Here is a 21231-nt window from a genome sequence, read left to right on the forward strand (position 1 = left end):
AATGGCTGAGCTTTCCTCGCTCGCAGAACTCGGAACTGCCACCGGCAACACCAACACGCAGCCGGCTGCACCCGTCCACGTCCAGAAGCTCGACAAGTCGGGCCGCGCCTATGCCACCGGCAAGCGCAAGAACGCCATCGCCCGTGTCTGGGTGAAGCCCGGCTCCGGCAAGATCGTCGTCAACGACAAGGTGTTCGCCGAATATTTCGCGCGCCCGGTCCTGCAGATGATCCTCAACCAGCCGATCATCGCCGCCAACCGCGCCGGCCAGTACGACATCGTCGCCACCGTCATCGGCGGCGGCCTTTCCGGCCAGGCCGGTGCCGTGCGTCACGGCATCTCCAAGGCGCTGACCTATTACGAGCCGGCGCTGCGCGGCGTGCTCAAGAAGGGCGGCTTCCTGACCCGCGACAGCCGCGTCGTCGAGCGCAAGAAATACGGCAAGGCGAAGGCCCGCCGCTCGTTCCAGTTCTCGAAGCGCTAAGCACTGCTTCTGCTTCAGACAGTCGAAAAGGCCGCCTCCGGGCGGCCTTTTCTTTTGGTGCCGAGCCCACCCGCGCCTGCGGCGCGACATCCCCATCAAGAGCCATCAAGGGGAGGTAGAAGGTCGGGACAGCTTCCCGCTCGCCGAACGGTCTGCAAAAGCCGGCCGGGCGCCGGACGATGGTCTGAGTGTAAAGCGCGACGCCCTACCTCCCCTCGATGGGGAGGTCGGTGCGCAACGCCGGGTGGGGTGACGGCGCCGGGCGCAGTTCATGCCCGACGCAGGCCTCAGGTCCGGCTGTCCCTGATGAAATCGATAAACGCCCGCAACGGCGCCGGCACGAGACGCCGGCCGGGATAATAGAGGAACGGCCCGGGGAAGCTCTGCACCAAGGTTCGAGGACGGGTTCGAGCGCACCGCTCTCGAAGTAAGGGCGAAGCCAATCCTCGAACAGGCTGACAATGCCGGTACCGGCGATGGCTGCATCGACGGCGAGATCGGCCGCTCCGCCCAGGGTCACGAGAAGCGGCCCCGTCGGATCGACCCGCACCACCTCGCCGTCGCGCTCGAATTCCCATGGCGGCATCGCCCCGCTGGCGAAGCGGCCGCGCAGGCAGGCGTGACCGAGCAGGTCGCGCGGGTGTTGCGGCCGGCCATGGCGGTCAAGGTAGGCAGGGCTGGCGGCGGTGGCAAAGAGCTGAAGGCGCGGTCCGATCGGCACCGCGATCATGTCCTGTTCCAGCCGCTCGTCGTAACGGATCCCGGCATCGCAGCCTGCCGCCAGTACGTCGACAAAGCTCTCCTCGGCGATCACCTCCAGCCGGATGCCGGGATAGGCAGCGAGAAACCCAGGGACGATGCTGGGCAGCACCAGCCGCGCCGCGCTGACCGGCACGTTGAGGCGCAACGTGCCTGCCGGCCTGTCGCGGAAGCCATTCACAACGTCGAGGGCCGATTCCACCTCGGTCAAGGCTGGGCCGAGCCGGGCCAGCAAGCTCGCGCCGGCTTCGGTCGGGACGACGCTGCGGGTCGTCCGGTTGAGCAGCCTGACACCGAGCTGCGTCTCGAGGCGGCGCACCGCCTCGCTCAAGCCCGACGCACTGCCGCCGCTGGCGCGGGCGCCATCTCGAAAACCCTTGGCCCGCGCCACGGCGACGAAGGCGTTCAGATCTCCGAGATCGACCTTCATTGTTCGACATTCCGTACAGCCCGTGCGGAATGTACCCAATTATCGTGAGATCGGACAGCGCCTATCTCAACCTCATCCTGAACGGAGATAGACCATGTCCAGCATTGACCTTTCCGGCACGTTCACTCTCGGCGACCGCACCGTGAAGCGGCTCGGCTACGGCGCCATGCAGCTCGCAGGACTCGGCGTCTTTGGTCCGCCCAAGAACCATGGCGCAGCATTGGCCGTGCTGCGCGAAGCTGTTGCGCTTGGGGTCAATCACATAGACACCAGCGATTTCTACGGCCCGCACGTCACCAATCTACTCATCCGTGAAGCGCTCGCGCCCTATTCCGACGATCTGACGATCGTCACCAAGATCGGCGCCCGTCGCGGCGCGGATGGCTCGTGGCTCCCGGCCTTCTCGCCCGAAGCGCTGACGGAGGCGGTGCACGAAAATCTGCGCAATCTCGGGCTCGACGTGCTGGACGTCGTCAATCTCAGGATCATGTTCGACGCGCATGGCCCCGCCGAAGGGTCGATCGAGGCGCCGTTCACTGTGCTGGCCGAGCTTCAGCGACAGGGCCTGGTGCGTCATATCGGGCTCAGCAATGTCACATCTGCACAGATCGAAGAGGCGCGACGGATCGCCAGGATCGTCTGCGTGCAGAACCAATACAATCTGGCCCACAGGGGCGATGACGCCTTGATCGGCAAACTCGCCCGCGACAGCATCGCCTATGTGCCGTTCTTTCCGCTCGGCGGCTTCAACCCGCTGCAGTCGTCTACCCTGTCCGGCGTCGCTCAGCGCCTGGGCGCCACACCGATGCAGGTCGCGCTCGCCTGGCTGCTCGGTCGCGCGCCCAATATCCTGCTCATCCCCGGCACGTCTTCCGTTGCGCATTTGCGGGAGAATCTTGCCGCGGCCGAACTTGAACTGCCGGAGGATGCCGTGAGGGAGTTGGACGGCGTGGCGATGGCGGCATGAGGATTGGCGAAAGCGGCAACGAGCCAATCTCGCCATGATCGACAGGCTGGCGGGACAGCGCCCCCCTCTGCCCTGCCGGGCATCTCCCCCACTTGGGGGGAGATTGGCAGCTTCGCGGACAGCGCCCTTTTTGCAAGGTTGGTGGTTGGCGAAATCAGTGATGAAGGCCAAATCTCCCCCCAAGTGGGGGAGATGCCCGGCAGGGCAGAGGGGGGCGCGAAGGATCGCTACAGAGCGCTTTTATTCTGAGCCGCTGCATTCTTCGGCGGATGTCACGGAATGGATCCCAGGGTCTGCAGCGCGTCGCTTCGCTCCTTGCTCCGCCCTGGGATGACGAAGGCATGGTGGCCTGTGGCTAATCCCCAGCGTCAGAGATGGTGGCTGCAGGCCGGCCGGCAGCGCGACCGCCGGTCAAAGAACCAAATCCACGGTGCAGAGGAACTAGTTGATGCTCGCCGTATTCGCCGGCTCCGCCGGCCGCGCCGCATCCGAATAGGGCACGCGGTAGCCGTTTGCCGCCAGCCAGTCGATCGCCGCTTTCGGCTCGTCGGTCTGGATGATGGTGGCGCCGCGCTCGGCCCAGAAGCCGTAGGTCTCGCGCGGCAGGCTGGCGAACACCGCCAGTTCATCGCCGCGACCGCCGGCAAGGAAGCCGCCCGGCTTGTTGACGATGGCGTAGGTATTGGCCCAGATGTGCCAGTCGCCCCTTATCGCCGCGGCGCGCATGCGCGGGCTGAACAGCGGACCGCCGGTCTCGGTCAGCGTCTCGGCGCCGTCCCGCCAGTTGATCATCTCGACCGCGCGCGGCGAAAAGGCGCCGCTGACCTTCTCGGCAAAACCGGCGTCGCGAACCGCGTCGTCGGCAATGATCGGCATGAATTGGAAACCGCTGCCGATCGCGCCCATGGCTGCCTTGACAGTGGTGATCCTGGCCGGGTTCCACAGGTTCTCCTTGACGATCACCTGTTCGGCCATGCCAAGGTCACGCGCCACCGCGATCATGCCGGCCAGGCTGTCGACGTCGAGCTTGTTGTCGATGTTGACGAGGATTCTGTCCCTGGTCGCCATCAGCATCTCGCGCAGCGTCGGAACCGACTCGTCGGTGACGGCGCCGGTGCCTTCGATCACCAGCCTGCAGGTTTTGAGTTCGGCCAGCGTGCGCTTGACCACCTCGCCCTTGCAGTTCGTCGTGCGGTCGAGCCAGCTGTCATGCATGACGACGAACTGGCCGTCCTTCGAGCGCCTGACATCGACCTCGACGATTTCGGCGCCAAGCGCGATCGATGCCTCGAGGGCGGCGATCGAGTTCTCCGCAAACAGCGTCTTGCGGGCCTGCAGGCTGCCGGCGCGGTGCGCCGCCACCATGACATGGTCGCGCCATTGGTTGGCGTGTTCGAAACGGTCGAGAATCTGCCTGGCGCGTGTTTCGCCAGCCAATGCCGAGCCAGTGAACAGCACCGAGGCGGCGGCAAGCACAAGGTTCAGCCAAGTCGTTCGCATGAGAATCGCTCCTACCGGATGCAAACCCGGATAAGCGACGCGCGTGACAGCCCAGTGAACGAAGCCGGCTTCGCAAATGCCGGAAAGTCAGGTCAATGCCGGCTGAAGCGGCTGTTCTTCAATCTCGACTTGCCGAGATCGATGCCGCCGTCCTGGCGGTCGGTGGCCGGCCTGGCGCGCTGAAATCTGCTGCGTTCCCCGGCTGACAACCATCCCGCGTAAGGACGGCTGGCTACTTTCGGTTGTATTCATGCATATCTACGCAAATTCCGGGTTGGCCATGCGGGCTCACCTGGCAAGCAAGAAGTTGTGACCGAGCTCGAACGGCCATGGCCCTCGGAAGGGGTCGCATTTCCTGGAATTATATCCAATAAGGTTGCGCCTCGACGCACAGGAGATCGCTTCATGCCGAACACCAACATCGACCACGCCTTCACCGCCCGGGCCAGGACGGGTGCGTCCTTCGAGCCGACCTATGCCGGCGCGCTGTCGTTCATGCGACGCAAATACTCGAAGGACGTGAAGGGCGCGGACGCGGTGGTGTGGGGCATCCCATTCGACGCCGCCGTCACCAACCGGCCGGGCGCGCGTTTCGGACCGCAGGCGATTCGCCGCGCCTCGACCATCCTCGACAACGACCCGCAATACCCATTTTCGCGCGATCTGTTCGAATATCTCGCCGTGGTCGACTATGGCGATTGCCTGCTCGACAGCGGAAACCACCAGAAGACGCCGGGGACGATCGAGCGCGAGGCGGCAAAGATCCTGAAATCCGGCGCCTTCCTGCTATCGCTCGGCGGCGACCATTTCGTCACCTGGCCGCTGCTCAAGGCGCATGCCGCCATCCACGGTCCGCTGGCCCTGGTGCAGTTCGACGCCCACCAGGACACCTGGCCGGACGACGGCAAGCGCATCGATCACGGCTCCTTCGTCGGCCGTGCGGTCAAGGAGGGGATTATCGATCCCGACCGTTCGATCCAGATCGGCATCCGCACCCATGCGCCTGACACCTTCGGCATCAAGATCCTGTACGGCCACGAAATCGAGGACATGCGCGCGTCCGATATCGCCTATGCCATCGTCGACCGCACCGGCGGCAAGAAGGCCTACGTCACGTTCGACATCGATTGCCTCGACCCGGCCTTCGCGCCCGGCACCGGCACACCGGTCGCCGGCGGGCCGTCCTCGGCAAAGATCCTGTCGGTGCTGCGCCAGATCAATCAGCTCGATATCGTCGGCGCCGATGTCGTGGAGGTTGCGCCGGCCTATGATCACGCCGATATAACGGCAATTGCCGGGTCGACGGTGGCCATGCACTATCTCGGGCTGCTGGCGGAACGAAAGGCCCGGCTCGAAGAGCTGAACAATGGCAATCACATTGTTGCCGGATTGAACCAGGCAAGTGGCATATAATTTCGAACTATCAGGGAGTTCAGGCAGGCAAATGAAACCGAAAATCTTCATCGACGGCGAGCACGGCACCACCGGTCTCCAGATCAGGGCGCTGCTTGCCGAGCGCGGCGACCTGGAGATCATCTCGATTCCGACCGAGCGCCGCAAGGAACCGGCAGCCAGAGCCGAGTTCCTCAACGCCGCCGATGTCGCGATCCTGTGCCTGCCGGACGCAGCCGCGAAGGAAAGCGTCTCGCTGATCAGCAACGACACGACAAGGGTTATCGACGCCTCGACGGCGCATCGCGTGGCAGAAGGTTGGGAATATGGTTTTGCCGAAATGGACAAGGCTCAGGGTCGCAAGATCGCTTCGGCGAAGCGCGTCACCAATCCAGGCTGCTGGCCGCAAGGGCCGATCGCGACGCTGAGGCCGCTGGTGGCGGCCGGGCTGTTGCCGGCGGATTTTCCGGTCACCGTCAACGGTATTACTGGCTATTCGGGCGGCGGCCGGCCGATGATCGAGGACTATGTCGCCAAGGGCGAGGATGCCTCGGAATTCCTGCCCTACGGGCTGACCCTGCAGCACAAGCATGTGCCGGAGCTCAGGACCTATGCGAAGCTGTCGCATGATCCGATCATGCAGCCGGCGGTCGGCAATTTCGCGCAAGGCATGATCACCGTGGTGCCGCTGCAGCTCGGCGGCCTCGACTATGTGCCGACCGGCGCCGAGCTTCATGCGGCGATCGCCGACCATTTCGCCGCCATCGATGGCGGCGTGGTCGAGGTGGCGCCCTATGCGCATCTGGAGCGCGTGCCGGAGATCGATCCCGAAGTCTACAACGGCACCAACCGGATGATGCTCCATGTCTTCGCCAACGACGACAGGGCCCAGGCGCTGCTGTTCGCCGTCTACGACAATCTCGGCAAGGGCGCCTCGGGCGCTGCCGTGCAGAACATGGATCTGATGCTCGGCCTCAAGAACTGAATGGACGCGCCGGCATTCCCAGGCCGCTGGAAGGTCGACGCGCCAGAACTGATTGCCGAGACGTTCAGCAGCCGCATCTGGAAAGTTGTTCGCGAGGACGGCTCGCCGGCGATCGTCAAGGCGCTCAAAGCTTTCGACGACGTCGAGGACGAGTTGCGCGGCGAGCATTTCCTCGCCTGGCGGCGCGGCGAAGGCGCGGTACGGCTGCTCGGCCGCGACGGCCACTGCATGCTGCTCGAATATGCCGGTGAAACCTTGCTGTCACAGGTTCTCGCCGAGCAGGGCGACAATGCCGCCACAGCAATCGCGGCCGAAGTGATGGCAAGACTGTTCTCGCCATCCGACCACCCTGCCCCACCAGACCTTCAGCCGTTGCGGGTGCGGTTTTCCAGTCTGTTCAACAAGGCGAAGATCGATCGCGACGCCGGCGAAAAGAGCTTTTACGTCGAAGCGGCTGCGACCGCGGAACGGCTGTTGGCCAATCCTGTCGAGGTGCTGCCGCTGCATGGCGACCTGCATCACGACAACATCATGCTGGGAGCGCGCGGCTGGCTGGCGATCGACCCGAAGGGCGTTCTCGGCGATCCCGGCTTCGACGCGGCGAACATGTTCTACAATCCGCTCGGCCGCGACGAGCTTTGCCGTGATCCCCGGCGGATTGCCGACATGGCCGAGATTTTCGCCAGAACGCTCGGCCAGACGCCGCCAGCCATTCTGGATCACGCCATCGCCTATGGCTGCCTGTCGGCGTCATGGCATCATGAAGACGGCAATGCGGTCGAGGAAAGCCGCGAATTGTCCATTGCCACGGCGATCAGGACGGTGCGGCTCAGCCTCTGACGGCGATCTGGTTGGGCATGGGATAAGCGCCCTTGGTGCCGCGCCAATGCGCTGCGGCAAAGCCCAACAGGACAAGCGCGAAAACCTGATGCGTCAGCGCCATGTGCAGCGGCACCTGCATCAGCAGCGTGCCGATGCCGATCAGGGCCTGCAGCAGCACCAGCACAAACAGCAGCGTCGCGCGGCGCGCATGGGTGGTGCCGGGCTGGCGCCGGTGCGTGGCGATCATGTGCCAAAGTGCTGCGACGAAAATAGCGTAGGCGCCGAGCCGGTGGATGAACTGGACCGTCTTCGGGCTCTCGAAGAAGTTGCGCCATGCCGGCTCGAGGATCAACAGGTCGCCGGGGATGAGCTTGCCGTCCATCAGCGGCCAAGTGTTGTAGCTCAGGCCGGCATCGAGCCCGGCGACCAGCCCGCCGAAATAGATCTGGATCAGCGCCAGCAGCACCAGAAAGCCGGCCAGACGCTGGGTCGAGCGGTCGGCCGCGGGCTCGGAATGCGGGGCCAATCCACGCGCGACCACCATGGTCGCGGTGAAGATCAGCGCCGCCAGCGTCAGATGCGTCGCCAGCCGGTATTGGCTGACGGAGACGCGGTCGACCAGCCCGGACGCCACCATCCACCAGCCGATCGCGCCCTGCAGGCCGCCGAGAAGAAGAATGCCCAATAATTTCGGACCAAGACCGCGTTCGATGCGGCGCGTCGCCCAGAAAAACACCAGCGGCACGGCGAAAACCACGCCGACACCGCGCGCCAGGATCCGGTGCAACCATTCCCACCAGAAGATCGACTTGAACGCTTCGAGGCTCATGCCCTTGTTGAGCTCGGCATATTGCGGGATCTGCTGGTAGCGCTGGAATTCCTCCTGCCATTCGGCGTCGTTGAGCGGCGGGATGATGCCGTGGATCGGCTTCCATTCGGTGATCGAAAGGCCGGATTCGGTGAGCCTGGTGGCGCCGCCGACCAGCACCAGCACAAACAGCACCAGGAGCACGACGTAGAGCCAGCCGCGCACCAGCACCCGGTTGCGCAGGTCGCGGTCGCGGGTCACGAAAGGCGCGGCAGCTATGGCAGCCATGGTCTTGTCCCGGCAGGTTGCAGTCGCGGATTGGTGAACCATCGCAATCCAACTGGCAAGACCGGACAGCGCGGCACGCCGTCGCGCCGCTTCTTGGCTGTTGCGTGCCTCTTCCGTTGGGCCTAAGCGATAGGGATCAACCGGATCGCGAAATGCCCATTCGCCTGAAAAAGCTGATCGGAACAATCCTGCTGGTGGCGCTGGTCATCGTCTATGCGCTGGTCGCATCGATCGTGGCGGTTGCGCAACTGGCGGAATCGGGACCGTGGGCGCATTTCCTGTTCTTCCTGCTCAGCGGCATGCTCTGGGTGCTGCCGGCCATGGGCATCATCAAATGGCTGATCCTGGAGCCGCCGCGGCCGAAGAATTGAAGCTCGCTCGCCGCCGCGGTGAAAGCCTGACGCTTGCTACCCGAGGTGTAGGGCAGCTCAGGGTGGTTTTCTGCCTTCCGTGTCGCCGATCGGAACGCGCCGGCGGCACCAATTGTTGTCGTTCGCTTGCTGCCCACGGAACGACCGCTTTCCACCGTTGCGGTCATTCATGCCGACGGCTTGGTCCGCCCGCGGGTCACTCATTGGGCTGCGTTCATAAACTTGACCGGCCAAGCCACCGGACAATTTCGTAAGCCAGCATAGGGCGGCGAAACCCCTTCAGTGTCAGTTCGCCAACTGGAACGGATTCGACCAATGATTCGACGGCGCCAAGAACCCGTTGGCTGACGAGAATCTGGCGAGACTTGGCCTCCTCGCACAATCGGGCCGCATGGTTCGACACAGTGCCGATGACCGCGTAGTCCGCGCGCTGATCGAAACCGATCCGCCCGATGGTGGCGTGTCCCCGGGCGATACCGATGCCGAAGCCAAGCAAGTAGTCCCGTTTACGCCATCGCTCTGAATGCTCGTCAATTGCGTCACGCATCGCCGCAGCCATTGAGACAGCCCTCTCGGTGTGATCGGCACAGGGCAGCGGATCGTTGAAAACAACAACGATACCGTCGCCCACGAACCGCTCCAAAGTCCCCTCGTGACGGACGATCTGTTCGCCGAGACAGGAATGGTACTCGCCAAGAACCGTCATTACCTCCTCGGGCTCGGCAGTCTCGGCGAAGGCTGTAAAGCCGCGCAAATCGCAGAAAACGACGGTCACCTCGCGACGATGGCTTTGAAGAAGCGCGTCGCCATTGCCTGCCGCAACGACAAGGTCGGCGACCTGCGCGGGAAGAAACCGTCGGAGCCGGCCCATTCGCTCGATCTCCGTAACCTGCTCCGCCACTGTTTGTTCAAGAGAGCGATTCCATGCAGCCAATTGTGCTGCCTGACCCTCGAGGAGCCGCGTCTGGCTCTCCACGGTGTCGTAAAGCGCCTTCTGGCGTAGCATCGACCGCACGCGCGCCACTAGCGCTCTGTGCTCGAACGGCTTGGTTAGATAGTCGTCGCCGCCGGCATCCAATCCCTCGACTACATCCCGCGTATCGGCTTTTGCGGTGACAAGGATAACCGGGATCGATCGCAGCGAAACGTCTGCCTTGAGCATCCGCACGACGCTTATCCCGTCGAGCTTCGGCATCATGATGTCGAGGAGGATGAGGTCCGGCCTGAGGCTGCGCACCTTCGCAAGCCCCTCTTCGCCGTCGGCTGCTGTTACCACTTCGTAGCCATTCGCCTCGAGGCGCATACGCAGGATTTCGAGGTTTTCCGGGGTATCGTCGACGGCGAGAATGCGAGGCGGATCGTGCAAGGCCCTGTCTCCTCTAGGAAAGCAACTCCCGGATCTTGGCAAGCAGCTGGCGCGGACTGAATGGCTTGGCAATGTAGCCATCGCACCCGGCAGCAAGGGCTTTCGCCTCATCGCCCGACAATGCGTAGGAGGTGACGGCGACTATCGGAATGTGCCGGAGCGCCGGGTCAGCCTTTATGCGGCGGGCAGCTTCATATCCGTCGATCACCGGAAGCTGAATGTCCATCAGGATCAGGTCTGGCTTCTCAGCTGCAGCGGCAGCGACACCGGCAGCACCGTCCGCGGCCTCGATCAGTTCGTATTCGGTGGTGGCGATGAGATCGCGTACGATCTGCCGGTTGTCCTCGGTGTCTTCCACCATCAGGATTCTCTTGCTCATGTTGCCTTCACATCCTCTCCCACCCGGATCGGTATCGCCATGCGGAATGTCGAGCCTGAACCGGGCACGGATTCGACGCCTATGGTTCCACCGTGCATTTCCACGATACGCTTCGAGATCGCTAGGCCGAGGCCCGTGCCACCCTTCTGCCTGGTGCTGCTGCTGTCGACCTGTTGGAATTCGTCGAAGATGAGCGCCTGGTCTGTGGGTGCAATGCCGGGACCCGTGTCGCGCACGATGATCTCAAAGTGCCCGTCGACCGCATCGGCAAGAATGTCGATCGCGCCCCTCTCGGTGAACTTGACGGCATTGCCGGCAAGATTGAGCAGGACTTGGGTCAGGCGGCGTTCGTCCCCGCGACCCAGCGGAAGATTTTCGGCGACGGTCGCAGCGAGCGAAAGCCCTTTTGAACGCGCCAGCGGCTCCACAGCTGTAACGGTCGATCGAACAATTTGCCCAACGGAATAATCCTCCAGCGCCAGCGTGAGCTGGCCCGCTTCGATCTTTGAAAGATCGAGCACGTCGTTGATGAGCCCCAAGAGATGACGGCCGTTTGCTTGCACGCGCGCAATAGTCGTCTTGGCCTTGTCCGGGAGCTCGCCGTAAATCCCGTCGACCAGCAATTCGGTGAAGCCCAGAACTGAATTGAGCGGCGTCCTGAGTTCGTGGCTCATATTCGCGAGGAACTGAGACTTGTGGCGGCTGGCCGTCTCCAGCTCCCGGCCTTTTTCCTCGATCTCGCGGAACAGCTTGGCATTCTGGATTGCGAGCACCGATTGCGCTGCGAACGTCTCCAGCAGATGAATGATTTGCTGGTCGAATTCACCTGGCTTGCGGCGCCTGACGACGAGCGCGCCGACGAGCTTGTTCGGCCTGAGCAGCGGAACCACCAAAACGCTGCGATATCCGGCGTCGAGGACGATCTTCTGAGCGGGAGACGGCGTTCCTTCGCTGAGATCCGGTACCTGGACAGGTGCACAGCGCCGTGCCGCGTCGCCAATTCCGGGATCGTTCAGCCCGATGGCCTGGTCGGAAATCGCGGCGATGAGTTCGTCGCTCATCCCATAGGTTGCGCGCGGGCGAAATTGTTGCCTGGTGCTGCTGAACACATAGATGGTGCCCGCATCCGTGTCCGACAATTGAACCGCCTTCGCAACGATCGTCTGTAGCACCGTGTCGAGATCGAGCGTCGAATTGACCGCCTTGCTGACTTCCCCGAGCGCCTCCAGTTCGCCGACCGAGCGCGCAAGCTCGGCCGTGCGCGCCTGCACCTCTTGATAAAGCCGCCCCAGCTGTTCGGACGTCTGGTTGACATTGCCGGCAAGCACTCCGAGCTCGTCCCGGTTGGTGACGGCAACCTGTTGGGCAAAGTCGCCGGCCGCTATCTGGCGCAGACGCGTCTCAATCTTCTTGACCGGCTCGATCAACGACCAGGAGATGATGTAGCCCAGCCCCAGCGCCAGCAGGATGCTGCCCACCGCAAAGGAGAGCACAATCAGTCGGGAGGTCCCGTACGCCCCCTCGGTCGTTTCGATTGCCGCCACCATGTCGGCTTCGGCCATATTGACCAGTTGATTGGTCAGCCGCTCCAGGCGGTCGGCCGAGGGCATGATCTCAGCCTGCTGAACCGTACGCGCCTCCTCCGTGCGGCCGGCACGGAAGAGCTCCGCGACATGTGTCACGCCGGCCGTAACCCGTTCGTACTCCTGCCGGACTTCGCCGAGTACTTCCGCCTCACTTTCGGCGACGAACTCCATGCGGTCGAGGTCGTAGCCAAACTGATTGAGCTGGCGCAGCGCCGCATCCAGCATCCGGTCGTCCTGAAGCAAAAGTGCGGTCGAGATGCCATAGAGTTGGTTCGTCGTATCGTGCTGCACCTGGCGATAGGCTGCGATCCTGCGCTGCAGCTTGATCAGCTCGGTCGTCTGATCGTTCACCCCACTCAGCACCTGTAACCCGACAGCCCCGAGCACGATCAGCAGCCCGACGATCGACAGGAATGCGATCAGCAGCTTGGTCTGGACGCGCGCCGGCAGCCGCGCAACCCAGCCGACCAGCCGGTTCGTGATTTTATTTGGATTCGTCCAAGAGGCTGAGAAGGTCACCCCGGAACTCCTCCAGGTCGAACCGAACGCCAAGATACTGTACACGCAAGATGCCATCCGGGTCTACGAGTGACGTCAGGAAGGTGTGGTCGACGTCTCCCCCCGTCGTCTTCCTCGCGAAAACGCCATATTTGCGAACCACTTCGCGGATGGCGGCGGGCTCTCCGGTAAGGAACGCCCAGCCCTTGAGATCGGCGCCGAAATTTTCGGCATACTGCCTCAAGACCTCGGGTGTGTCCCGCTCCGGATCGACGGTAATGGAAACGAAAGCGATCTTGTTGCCGAACGCAGATCCCAGCTCGTCCTGAACCCGCACCATCAAGGCGGTCAGGATCGGGCAGGTATCTGTGCAGGAGGCAAAGATGAAGGTGACGGCGACGACCCTACTGCGATAATCGGCAAGCGCTACTGGCCGATTGTCCTGAGAGGTGAGCACGAAGTCGGGCGCGGGGCCGATCACCGGCAACCGTTCGTTGTGCATCGAGTCGTGTGAAAGCCCCTGCGTTGGAAAGACGAGCACGGCCAGCACCAGGACACCCGCCGGCCACGCGCTCACGTCTTCAACTCGCGCTTGATCTCCTCGAGGAAGCGCCAGTCGGTGAATCCGGAGATGACTTCCTTTGGGGTCTTCTTGATCATGCCCAGCTCGTTCAGCCGAAGCGCAAAGAAGCGGACCGAGTCTTCCGGGTCGTACTCTCGCCAAAGCCCATAGCGGCTATCGTTCAAAGTCATCAGCACGCACTCGTGCGAGAAACCGAGGGCAGCCATCCGCTGCGCCACCTGTTCAGGCTGCTGGTGACAGATGTCGGTCGCCTTGAGGATGGCACGCAAAGCGCGCTTCGTCGCCACCGGATTAGCCCGCATGAAATCGGCATTGGCGGCAGCCATGCAGCAGAAATAATTCGACCACGGGCGATCATGGGCGATGTTGACGACGACATGACCGACATTTCGCGGGCACGGCTTCTCGGGCCCGAGCGGAAAGCCGATGAATGCATCGACCTCACCGGCGATGAAGAGCTCGGCCTGGCTGACCGACGCGTTCACGACCCAGTTGATGTCGGAGGCAGGTTTGAGCCCGACATAGGCTGCCATCATGCTGACCAGCATATGATCGGTAGTACCGAAGTCGTTTATGGCTACCCTCTTCCCGCGCAAATCCGCAACACTCTGGATGCTCTGATTGGCACGCAGTTCGTAGCATCCCACCTGGACGCCGGAGAGCACCGTCAATGGCCTTCCAGCGTCCGCCAGGGGCAGGTAGTCGGACCAGGCAGGCATGTCGAAATCGACCTCGCCGTCCGTCAGCATGGCAGCCCCAGTGAGGGGCATCGGCACATACTGAACTTCCCTGAAACCCTCCTCGTGAAGAAACTCCTCGGCCATCACTAGCGGAGCGATACAGGCGGCAGCAGGCATCGCGAGGCGGATAGTGGTCGTCTCGGGTGGCGGCTCGGCCTGGGCTCGCGTCGCGGTGCCGATAAGGCCCGCGGCGCCGACCGCCGCGGCGCCGGCCAGGAAGCGGCGGCGGTTTTGGATGATTTGCATGGGGCTCTCCTTCCCTTGGAAAACGGCACTGCATGCGGGCCACGCCCTTACATCTTCAACTCGCGCTTCAGCTCGTCAAGGAAGCGCCAGTCCGTGCCTGCGGCGATGATCCTCTGCGGATTTGACTTGATCATGCCCGTCTCCTGCATGCGGAGCGCGAAGAAGCGGATTGACGCTTCGGCATCGTAGTCCCGCCAAGTGTCGTACCGGGTGTCGCTCAGCGTTTGCAGCGCGTAGTCATAACTGGGCAGGAAACCTCGATCGACTAGCTGACTGGCACTCCATGACGGATCGGACGCGCAAAGATCGGCGCCCTTCAAGATGGCCCGCAGCACACGCTTGGTTGCCACCGGGTACCTGTTCACATAATCGTCAGTGCCGGAAACCATGCAGCAGAAATGCTGCGACCAGGGGCGGTCGAGGGTCGTGTTGAGGATCGTGTGGCCAATCTTCTTGGCGCGCAGTTTCTGCGGCTGCGGCGGCGTGAAGAGGTACGCGTCGAACTTTCCTTCGGCGAAGCTCTTCGCCGGATCGCCTTGCTCGATGACCCACTCGATATCGTTGACGGGATCGAGCCCGACATAGGCGGCCATCAGGGCAACATAGACGTATGACGGCGTATCGAAGGTCTTCGTGCCCACCCGTTTGCCGCGCAGGTCCGTGATGTCTTTGATCCTGTCGTTGGCGATCAGTTCGAGGCATCCGGAATGCAGTCCGGTAAGGACCTTGATCGGCACGCCGGCCTCGATCGAGGCGATATGGATCGGCGCGTAGTTCACACTGAAATCCGTCTCGCCGCGCGCAATCCACTTCCACTGGTCGACGCTCTTGTCGCCTTGCACATAACGGACGTCGGTGAAGCCCTCCGCGCGCAGCAGCTCTCCGGCGATATACAAGCCGGCCCAGCAGTAGGCGCCATCGATCCACCGCGGCAAGCGGACGGAGGTCGTTTCCGGGGGTGGCTCGGCCCATGCCTGTGTCGCGGTCCCGATGAGCCCCGCGGCGCTGGCTGCAGCCGCGCCCGCCAAGAAGCGACGGCGGTTCTGGATGATTTGCATGGTGCTCTCCTTCCCTGGAAAGGCACTGAGTGCCCGCCCCCCGCTCACGTCTTCAGCTCACGTTTCACCTCGTTGAGGAAGCGCCAGTCCGTTCCGTTGGCGATAATCTGGTGGGGGCTCGTCTTGATCATGCCGGCCTCATGCAGGCGCAAGGCGTAAAACCGTACGGTGTCCTCGGGCTCGTATTCGCGCCACTTGCCATAAGGCACTTCATTCATCGTCTGCAGGGCATAGTCATAGTTGGCGGTGAACCCGTTATCGACGATCTGTTGCGCGACGCGCTGCGGCTCTGCGACGCAGAGGTCTGCCGCCTTGAGAATGGCGCGCAAGACGCGCTTGGTGGCGACAGGGTTGTTCCGAACGAACTCCGCATTGCCAGCCAACAAGCAGCAGAAGTACTGCGACCATGGACGGTCCACAGCGCTATTGACGATGACGTGACCGATTTTGCGGTCGCGCAACTCCTGCGGATCGGGTGGAAGGCCAAGGAATGCATCGATTTTGCCCTCAACAAAGAGCTCCTTTGGCTTGATGGATGGACTGGCAACCCAGTTGATGTCCCTCACAGGGTCAAGCCCGACATAAGTGGCCATACTTGCCAAGAACAGGTGGGGCCCTGATCCTATACTTGGCACGCCTACGGTCCTGCCCTTCAGGTCTGTGATGCGGTGGATCCCTTCGCTCCCGAAGAGCTCGAAGCATCCCGTGTGCACGCCGGAAACCACCGTGATCGGTATTCCAAGATCCATCGGCACGATGAGATTTCCCGCGTAGTTCAGGCTAAAATCCACCTCGCCTGCTGCAATACTCTTCGTCGTTGCGTCACCTAGCTCAACTGCAACATAGCGAACTTCGGTAAAGCCCTCTGCGTGCAGCAACTCCTTGGCGGCGTACTGTGGCGCCATGCAGATGGCAGGGAGTTTTGCGAGCCGGACCGTGGTCGTTTCGAGACCGCCCTCTTCGGCACGTGAATTTCGGGTGCCGACAACTCCGGCGACTCCTGCCGCCGCCATATTGGCCAAGAAGCGGCGTCTGCTTTGGACCTTCTGCATGGATATCTCCATCGTTAGCTTCGGCCAACGGGCAGTCGAGTCATCCGCGGGTCAAATCTGATGTCGGACTGAATCACTGAACGCGCATCCACTCGGCCGCCCCTTCAGTTGGACGCTGTTGTTGGAGCGAGTTGCTGTGCCGGCATCGATTGCGATGACGATGGCACTGGCGAACTCAAACCCGAAATCCGCTTCGCCGTTTGTCATTTTCATCGGCGTATTGACGCCCGCATCCACGTCCACATAGGTGAGGCCGGTAAAGCCGTCGGCGCGCAACAGTTCCTCGGCGAGGTAGAGAGGTGCGTTGCAGGTGGCGGGGGTATGGGTGAAGCGGACGGTGGTCGTATCGAGCAGGGCATTCTCGGCGGATGAATTGCGACCGCCGGCAAGTCCAACGGCGCCGATTGCACTCATACCGGCTAAGAAGCGGCGGCGGTTCTGGATGACCTGCATTTGGACGCTCCCTTCCGTGGATACGGCACTGCGTGCCGGCCACACGCTCACAGTTTCAGCTCGTGCTTCAACTCGTCGAGGAAGCGCCAGTCTGTTCCCTGGGCGATAATCTGTTGCGGGCTCGACTTGATCATGCCCGTCTCCTGCATTCGCAGCGCATAGAAGCGGACCGAATCCTCGGAATCGTAACCTCGCCACCTGTCGTGCTGGGCCTCTTTCAGCGTTATCAGAGCGAGGTCATAGCTGGGCAGAAAGCCTCGATCGACGAGTTCGCGCGCAGCCGATGCCGGATCCGACGCGCAGAAATCGATGGACTTCAGGATGGCGCGCAATATGCGCTTGGTCGCAGCAGGGTACTTGTCCACGTAATCAGTCCTGCCGGCGACCATGCAGCAGTAATATTGTGACCAGGGCCGGTCGACGGCGTTGCTGATGATCGTGTGGCCGATCTTCTTCGCGCGCAGGCCGGGCAACTCGGTGATGCCGGCGAGGAAGGCGTCGACCTTGCCTTCGATGAAATCCTGCATCGGAGAGATGCCCAACACCCATTCGATCTCGTGAACGGGATCAAGCCCAACATAGTTGATCATCAAGCTGAGAAAGACATGCGGGTGGTCGTTGAACGCCCAAATCCCGACCCGTTTGCCCTTTAGGTCGGCAATGCCGTTGACGCTGTCATTGCCCCGCAGTTCCCAGCAGCCTGTGTGCACGCCGGTCAGGATTTTGATACTTGCCCCTGATTCGATGCTCCGGATGTGCATCGACGGCATGTTGAAATCGAAATCCGTGACGCCGGCGGTAAGCCACTCGGTGTTGTCGACGTTGGTGTCGCCTTGCACGTAGCGGACATCGGTCAATCCGTCGGCGCGCATCAACTCGCCCGCGAGATAGAGCGACGCCCAGCAATAGGAGCCATCGATCCACCGCCCCAGACGGACGGAAGTCGTTTCCGGCGGTGGCTCCCCCGCAGCTTTGGATGGACGAATGTTGAAGAGTTGGGCTCCGCCGGCCGCCGTCAAGCCGGCCAGGAACGTGCGGCGATTTTGAATGATCTGCATGGGATCGCTCCCTCTCCCGAACTGCAAACGACAATTCCGGTCGGAACCGAGCAAAAAGAGGTTCCGGCAGAGGCAGATAGTCTCGTGGGCGCGCCGAACAGCTGCAGGTTGGAGCGCGCCTAGTCTGATGCGGGAGTCTTGCGCTCTCAGTCGCCGGCCCCGTGAGGTCCCAGCCAGCGATACGCAACTATACTCCCGATTGGCCCGCGTAGCGAGGGTAAAGCTCACTCAGCCTCAAACGATTATCCTTTACGCTGCCGCAGCTCCGCCAGACTAGCCCATCTGTCAGCCTACCGGTCGCGACCTCGCGCTGGCACAGTCTCTTCTTGCAAAGAGACCTTCGACAATAGGGCGTTGAACGTCCGCCCTGATAGTCGATTCAGACCTTGGGCGGACGGTTCGGGAATGACCGCCTTGGGTCACGACGTTCCCTTGACCTCCCATCAGGGATGGTCCGCAAAGGGTTTGCCCTCCACCGGAGTGTCTCACCGCTAGATGGTGACGAGCATCTTGCCGGCGTTGGCCAGCGGCGTCGTCACGCCCGACAGCATCGTGCGGATATGGGCAACGCTCTGATAGCGACCGTTGACCGAAATACGCGGCAGCGCGTGCAGGAAGCCGGCATGTTTGGCGCGCAGCACGCCGTGGCGTGTCGTCACCGCCGAGACATAGCCGGCGTCGCGGGCAAAGCCGACTTCGCGGTCACCAACGGCGCTGGCATAGCCATAGGGATAGGCGAAATGGCGCGGCGCCTCGCCAAGCTCGGCCTGCAATATGCCGCTGACGCCGTCGACCTCGTGCCGCGCATCGGCTTCGGAAAGCCGCTTCAGATTGCGATGATTGACGGTGTGCGCGCCGATCGTCACCAGCGGATGCCCTGCCATGGCGCGGATCTCGTCCCAGTTCATCAACAGGCTCTGGCGGTCGCCCAACTCGATACCGTTCGACCGCGCCAATTCGCGCAGCACCGCGCGCTGGTCCTCCTCGCGGACCTCCAGCGTCAGATAATCGTGCAGGCGCGCAAAGGCCTGGATTTTCTTGCCCGGGGTCGAGCAGTCGATCGTCACCGGACCGTTCGGTGTCGTCAAAACCAGCCGGTTGCGCGCGCTGACGATGTCCTCGACCACCTCCCACCATAGATCGGCGGCGCCGTTTATCAGCCCCGGCGCGACATAGATGGTGATTGGCGCGCCGTGCTTTTCCAGCACCGGCAGCGCCTCGGTCTTGTTGTCGCGATAGGCGTCGTCGGCGGTGATCGCCGCGAACTGGCCACCCTTGCCGCCGGCCTTGATGCGCTCGATCGCCTCGTCCAGGGTGACGAATGCATAGCCGTGCGCCTTCATGTCGGCGATGACAGCGTCGAGGAACTCAGGCGCGATGTTGAGATGCCGGTTGACGCTATCAGGCTTTTCCGGCGTGGCGGTGACCCGGTGCAGCATCAGGATGGCGCCGATGCCGCCGACGAACGGCTTGGCCAGCGGGGCAAGACCGGTATAGCGCACGACGTTGAGCGCCAGTTTCCGGATTGCCTCGCCCCCGTCGATCATTCATTCACCTTTTGCGCCTAGGCTCATCCAAGCACGGAATGCGCCTATGTGCGCCCCCAATCGCGGTGAATACGCCCTAAAGGATTGAGGTATGGTTGACGCCACCGCGTCATTTGACGGCAATCGGCTCGAGGCCATGCAGGCGGCGCCGCGCGCGGTACCTGCGGATCATGGCGGCCTGTCGGTGTCGGTCGCCGACGGTGCGGCACTTGCGGCCTATGCCGAGTTCTGCGGTTCAGCGCTGTTCGCGCCGGCGCAGAGCCCGGCCTGGATCCTGAACTGGGCCAGACATGCCGAAGCGGACACCGTCTTGGCGACGCTGAGCGCTGACGGCCGGCCGGTTTTTTGGTTGGCGCTGGAAGTCACCAGCCGCGGTCCGTTACGCGTCGCCCGTTTCATGGGCGGCCGCCATGCCAACGGCAATTTCGCCGCCGCCGACCCGTCCTGGCTGACCAGGGCGGATGGCGCGGCGATCCGCTCGATGCTGGCGGCGATCGCCAGGGCGCGGCCGGACATCGACCTCGTCTCGCTGGAACGGCTGCTGCCCGATCTCGACCGCGTTGCCAATCCGCTTCTGTCCCTCCCGCATTTTCCCAGCCCCAACCTGTCGCTGGCCGTCGACCTGGCGGGAGGTTTTGATGCCCTGCTCTCCCGCGCCAGCGGCAAGCGCAGGCGCAAGAGGCACCGCTCGCAGGCGCGCAAGTTTGGGGCCGTCGGCAGCCACCGCCGCATCGAGGCCCGGACGGCGGACGAGGTGAACAGGTTGCTCGATGCGTTTTTCGAGATGAAGGAGTTCCGCTTCCGCAAGATGGGCATCGCCAACGTCTTCGGCGAGCCACAGGTTCGTGCTTTCTTCCGCGCCTTGTTCGTCGAAGCGCTCTCCGACGACACGCCGTCCTTCGTGCTGCATGGGCTCGAAGTCGCCGGCAAGCTTCGCGCTGTCACCGGATCGAGCCGCTCGGGAAAACGCCTGATCTGCGAATTCGGAGCGATCGCCGACGACGACCTCGCCCATGCCAGCCCCGGCGACTTCCTGTTCTTCGACAACATCGAGGAAGCCTGCGAGAAGGGGTTCGATGTCTATGATTTCTCGGTCGGCGACGAACCCTACAAGCGGCTGTGGTGCGATATCGAAACCCGGCATTTCGAGGTCCTGATTCCGCTGACGGCAAAAGGCCGCGCGCTGGTGTTTGTCCTGCGGCAGGGCGCGCGCCTGAAAGCCTTCGTCAAGAACAGCCCGACGATCTGGAAGCTGACCAAGATGCTGCGCCGCAAGACGGCCGGACAGGCTGTGCCAGCAGAGGACGACAGCTGAACGCTGCCGAGATTCCGGGACGTAAGTGATTTAGCTCCCCTATTACCGCCACGGCTGCAAACTCTGGTCGCCGACATAAGCGATGATGGTATCGCAGACGGCGTTCAAATCGCGCAGCACGTCGTCGTTCCAGAAGCGCAGCACACGAAAGCCCCTCGCCTTCAATTCGGCGTCTCGCTCCCGATCATAGTTTGAATCCGCATGCTGGCTGCCGTCGATCTCGACGATCAGCCTGGCCTCGGCGCAAACGAAATCGGCGATGAATCTGCCGATAGGAACCTGACGCCGGAATTTGATGCGGTCGAGCCTGTGTCCGCGCAGCTCGTGCCACAGGCGGTCTTCCGCCTCCGTTGACTCGCGGCGCATCGAGCGGGCGAAACGACGTTTGGTCGGGGCGACGGGCTGATGCGGCATCGGGCGAGATTACCCGGCGTTGGCGCTCCGTCCAGCACCATCGTCACGCAAATCGCTGACGTTCGCGATTGGCTCCCCCTCCTTGTGGGAGAAGGTGGCCGAGCGAAGCTCGGTCGGATGAGGGGTGTTC

General features: G+C 62.8%; 21 protein-coding genes and 1 pseudogene. 8 read left to right on the forward strand and 14 right to left on the reverse strand.

Features of this window, described 5'->3' with window-relative positions:
• Nucleotide 1: 1 nt before the first annotated feature.
• Entirely contained in the window at nt 2-484 is a 483-nt protein-coding gene (gene rpsI / locus AC0L2M_RS08750; RefSeq protein WP_027155304.1) for a 30S ribosomal protein S9, read from the forward strand.
• A 287-nt stretch (nt 485-771) separates the two neighbouring features.
• Here the strand turns inward: rpsI and AC0L2M_RS08755 are convergent.
• Nucleotides 772-1673 (reverse strand): annotated as a pseudogene (locus tag AC0L2M_RS08755) (LysR family transcriptional regulator).
• Between the two features lie 94 nt (nt 1674-1767).
• Here AC0L2M_RS08755 and AC0L2M_RS08760 point away from each other — a divergent pair.
• Nucleotides 1768-2640, forward strand: coding sequence for an aldo/keto reductase family oxidoreductase (locus AC0L2M_RS08760; RefSeq protein ID WP_473534597.1), 873 nt, complete (start codon nt 1768-1770; stop codon nt 2638-2640).
• Between the two features lie 441 nt (nt 2641-3081).
• Here the strand turns inward: AC0L2M_RS08760 and AC0L2M_RS08765 are convergent, their stop codons facing one another.
• Complete coding sequence (locus tag AC0L2M_RS08765; RefSeq protein ID WP_473534598.1) at nt 3082-4140, reverse strand: glycerophosphodiester phosphodiesterase family protein; 1059 nt, start codon at nt 4138-4140, stop codon at nt 3082-3084.
• Between the two features lie 54 nt (nt 4141-4194).
• On the opposite strand from AC0L2M_RS08765, the gene AC0L2M_RS08770 reads away from it, so the two are divergent.
• The 4 genes from AC0L2M_RS08770 to AC0L2M_RS08785 all read left to right on the forward strand — a co-directional run bounded on the left by AC0L2M_RS08770 (nt 4195) and on the right by AC0L2M_RS08785 (nt 7357).
• Nucleotides 4195-4323 carry a hypothetical protein gene (locus AC0L2M_RS08770; protein ID WP_287175253.1) on the forward strand — a complete coding sequence of 43 codons (129 nt, stop codon included), beginning with the start codon at nt 4195-4197 and terminating at the stop codon, nt 4321-4323.
• Nucleotides 4324-4545: 222 nt separating this feature from the next.
• Complete coding sequence (gene speB, locus AC0L2M_RS08775) at nt 4546-5553, forward strand: agmatinase (protein ID WP_287175255.1); 1008 nt, start codon at nt 4546-4548, stop codon at nt 5551-5553.
• A 31-nt stretch (nt 5554-5584) separates the two neighbouring features.
• Nucleotides 5585-6517 carry an N-acetyl-gamma-glutamyl-phosphate reductase gene (argC, locus tag AC0L2M_RS08780; protein WP_287120408.1) on the forward strand — a complete coding sequence of 311 codons (933 nt, stop codon included), beginning with the start codon at nt 5585-5587 and terminating at the stop codon, nt 6515-6517.
• Nucleotides 6518-7357: an aminoglycoside phosphotransferase family protein gene (locus AC0L2M_RS08785; protein WP_473482382.1), complete on the forward strand. Its 840-nt coding sequence runs from the start codon at nt 6518-6520 to the stop codon at nt 7355-7357.
• Here the strand turns inward: AC0L2M_RS08785 and AC0L2M_RS08790 are convergent.
• Nucleotides 7347-8435 (reverse strand): COX15/CtaA family protein, encoded by a 1089-nt coding sequence (locus tag AC0L2M_RS08790; RefSeq protein ID WP_473534599.1) that lies wholly within the window; start codon nt 8433-8435, stop codon nt 7347-7349. The genes AC0L2M_RS08785 and AC0L2M_RS08790 overlap by 11 nt on opposite strands.
• Nucleotides 8436-8587: 152 nt before the next feature.
• Between AC0L2M_RS08790 and AC0L2M_RS08795 the strand changes: the two genes are divergently transcribed.
• Entirely contained in the window at nt 8588-8806 is a 219-nt protein-coding gene (locus tag AC0L2M_RS08795) for a DUF2842 domain-containing protein (RefSeq protein ID WP_023798362.1), read from the forward strand.
• Nucleotides 8807-9020: 214 nt separating this feature from the next.
• On the opposite strand, the gene AC0L2M_RS08800 is transcribed toward AC0L2M_RS08795, so the two are convergent.
• The 10 genes from AC0L2M_RS08800 to AC0L2M_RS08845 all read right to left on the reverse strand — a co-directional run bounded on the left by AC0L2M_RS08800 (nt 9021) and on the right by AC0L2M_RS08845 (nt 19372).
• Nucleotides 9021-10172 (reverse strand): adenylate/guanylate cyclase domain-containing protein, encoded by a 1152-nt coding sequence (locus AC0L2M_RS08800; RefSeq protein ID WP_023798363.1) that lies wholly within the window; start codon nt 10170-10172, stop codon nt 9021-9023.
• A gap of 13 nt (nt 10173-10185) precedes the next feature.
• The gene (locus tag AC0L2M_RS08805) at nt 10186-10551 is read right to left on the reverse strand and encodes a response regulator (RefSeq protein ID WP_023798364.1); all 366 of its coding nucleotides are present in this window, start codon (nt 10549-10551) and stop codon (nt 10186-10188) included.
• On the reverse strand, nt 10548-12656 hold the full coding sequence (locus tag AC0L2M_RS08810) for an ATP-binding protein (RefSeq protein WP_023798365.1): 2109 nt from the start codon (nt 12654-12656) through the stop codon (nt 10548-10550). The genes AC0L2M_RS08805 and AC0L2M_RS08810 overlap by 4 nt, the downstream gene beginning before the upstream one ends.
• Nucleotides 12622-13185, reverse strand: coding sequence for an SCO family protein (locus tag AC0L2M_RS08815; RefSeq protein ID WP_287193719.1), 564 nt, complete (start codon nt 13183-13185; stop codon nt 12622-12624). Before AC0L2M_RS08815 ends, AC0L2M_RS08810 begins: the two co-directional genes overlap by 35 nt.
• Nucleotides 13186-13208: 23 nt before the next feature.
• Nucleotides 13209-14204 carry an ABC transporter substrate-binding protein gene (locus tag AC0L2M_RS08820; RefSeq protein ID WP_023798367.1) on the reverse strand — a complete coding sequence of 332 codons (996 nt, stop codon included), beginning with the start codon at nt 14202-14204 and terminating at the stop codon, nt 13209-13211.
• A gap of 47 nt (nt 14205-14251) precedes the next feature.
• Entirely contained in the window at nt 14252-15262 is a 1011-nt protein-coding gene (locus tag AC0L2M_RS08825; RefSeq protein WP_023798368.1) for an ABC transporter substrate-binding protein, read from the reverse strand.
• 44 nt (nt 15263-15306) lie between these two features.
• Nucleotides 15307-16314 (reverse strand): ABC transporter substrate-binding protein, encoded by a 1008-nt coding sequence (locus AC0L2M_RS08830; RefSeq protein ID WP_023798369.1) that lies wholly within the window; start codon nt 16312-16314, stop codon nt 15307-15309.
• A 51-nt stretch (nt 16315-16365) separates the two neighbouring features.
• Nucleotides 16366-16767, reverse strand: a complete 402-nt coding sequence (locus AC0L2M_RS08835; protein ID WP_023798370.1) for a substrate-binding domain-containing protein — start codon at nt 16765-16767, stop codon at nt 16366-16368.
• A 47-nt stretch (nt 16768-16814) separates the two neighbouring features.
• Complete coding sequence (locus AC0L2M_RS08840; protein WP_287254633.1) at nt 16815-17879, reverse strand: ABC transporter substrate-binding protein; 1065 nt, start codon at nt 17877-17879, stop codon at nt 16815-16817.
• 437 nt (nt 17880-18316) lie between these two features.
• Complete coding sequence (locus tag AC0L2M_RS08845) at nt 18317-19372, reverse strand: polysaccharide deacetylase family protein (protein WP_023798372.1); 1056 nt, start codon at nt 19370-19372, stop codon at nt 18317-18319.
• A gap of 91 nt (nt 19373-19463) precedes the next feature.
• Here AC0L2M_RS08845 and AC0L2M_RS08850 point away from each other — a divergent pair, with 91 nt between their 5' ends.
• Nucleotides 19464-20687, forward strand: a complete 1224-nt coding sequence (locus AC0L2M_RS08850; protein WP_473534600.1) for a GNAT family N-acetyltransferase — start codon at nt 19464-19466, stop codon at nt 20685-20687.
• A 42-nt stretch (nt 20688-20729) separates the two neighbouring features.
• Here the strand turns inward: AC0L2M_RS08850 and AC0L2M_RS08855 are convergent, their stop codons facing one another.
• Nucleotides 20730-21101 carry an endonuclease domain-containing protein gene (locus tag AC0L2M_RS08855; protein WP_287229679.1) on the reverse strand — a complete coding sequence of 124 codons (372 nt, stop codon included), beginning with the start codon at nt 21099-21101 and terminating at the stop codon, nt 20730-20732.
• Nucleotides 21102-21231: the final 130 nt, after the last annotated feature.

It is taken from the genome of Mesorhizobium sp. WSM4806, assembly GCF_055811635.1.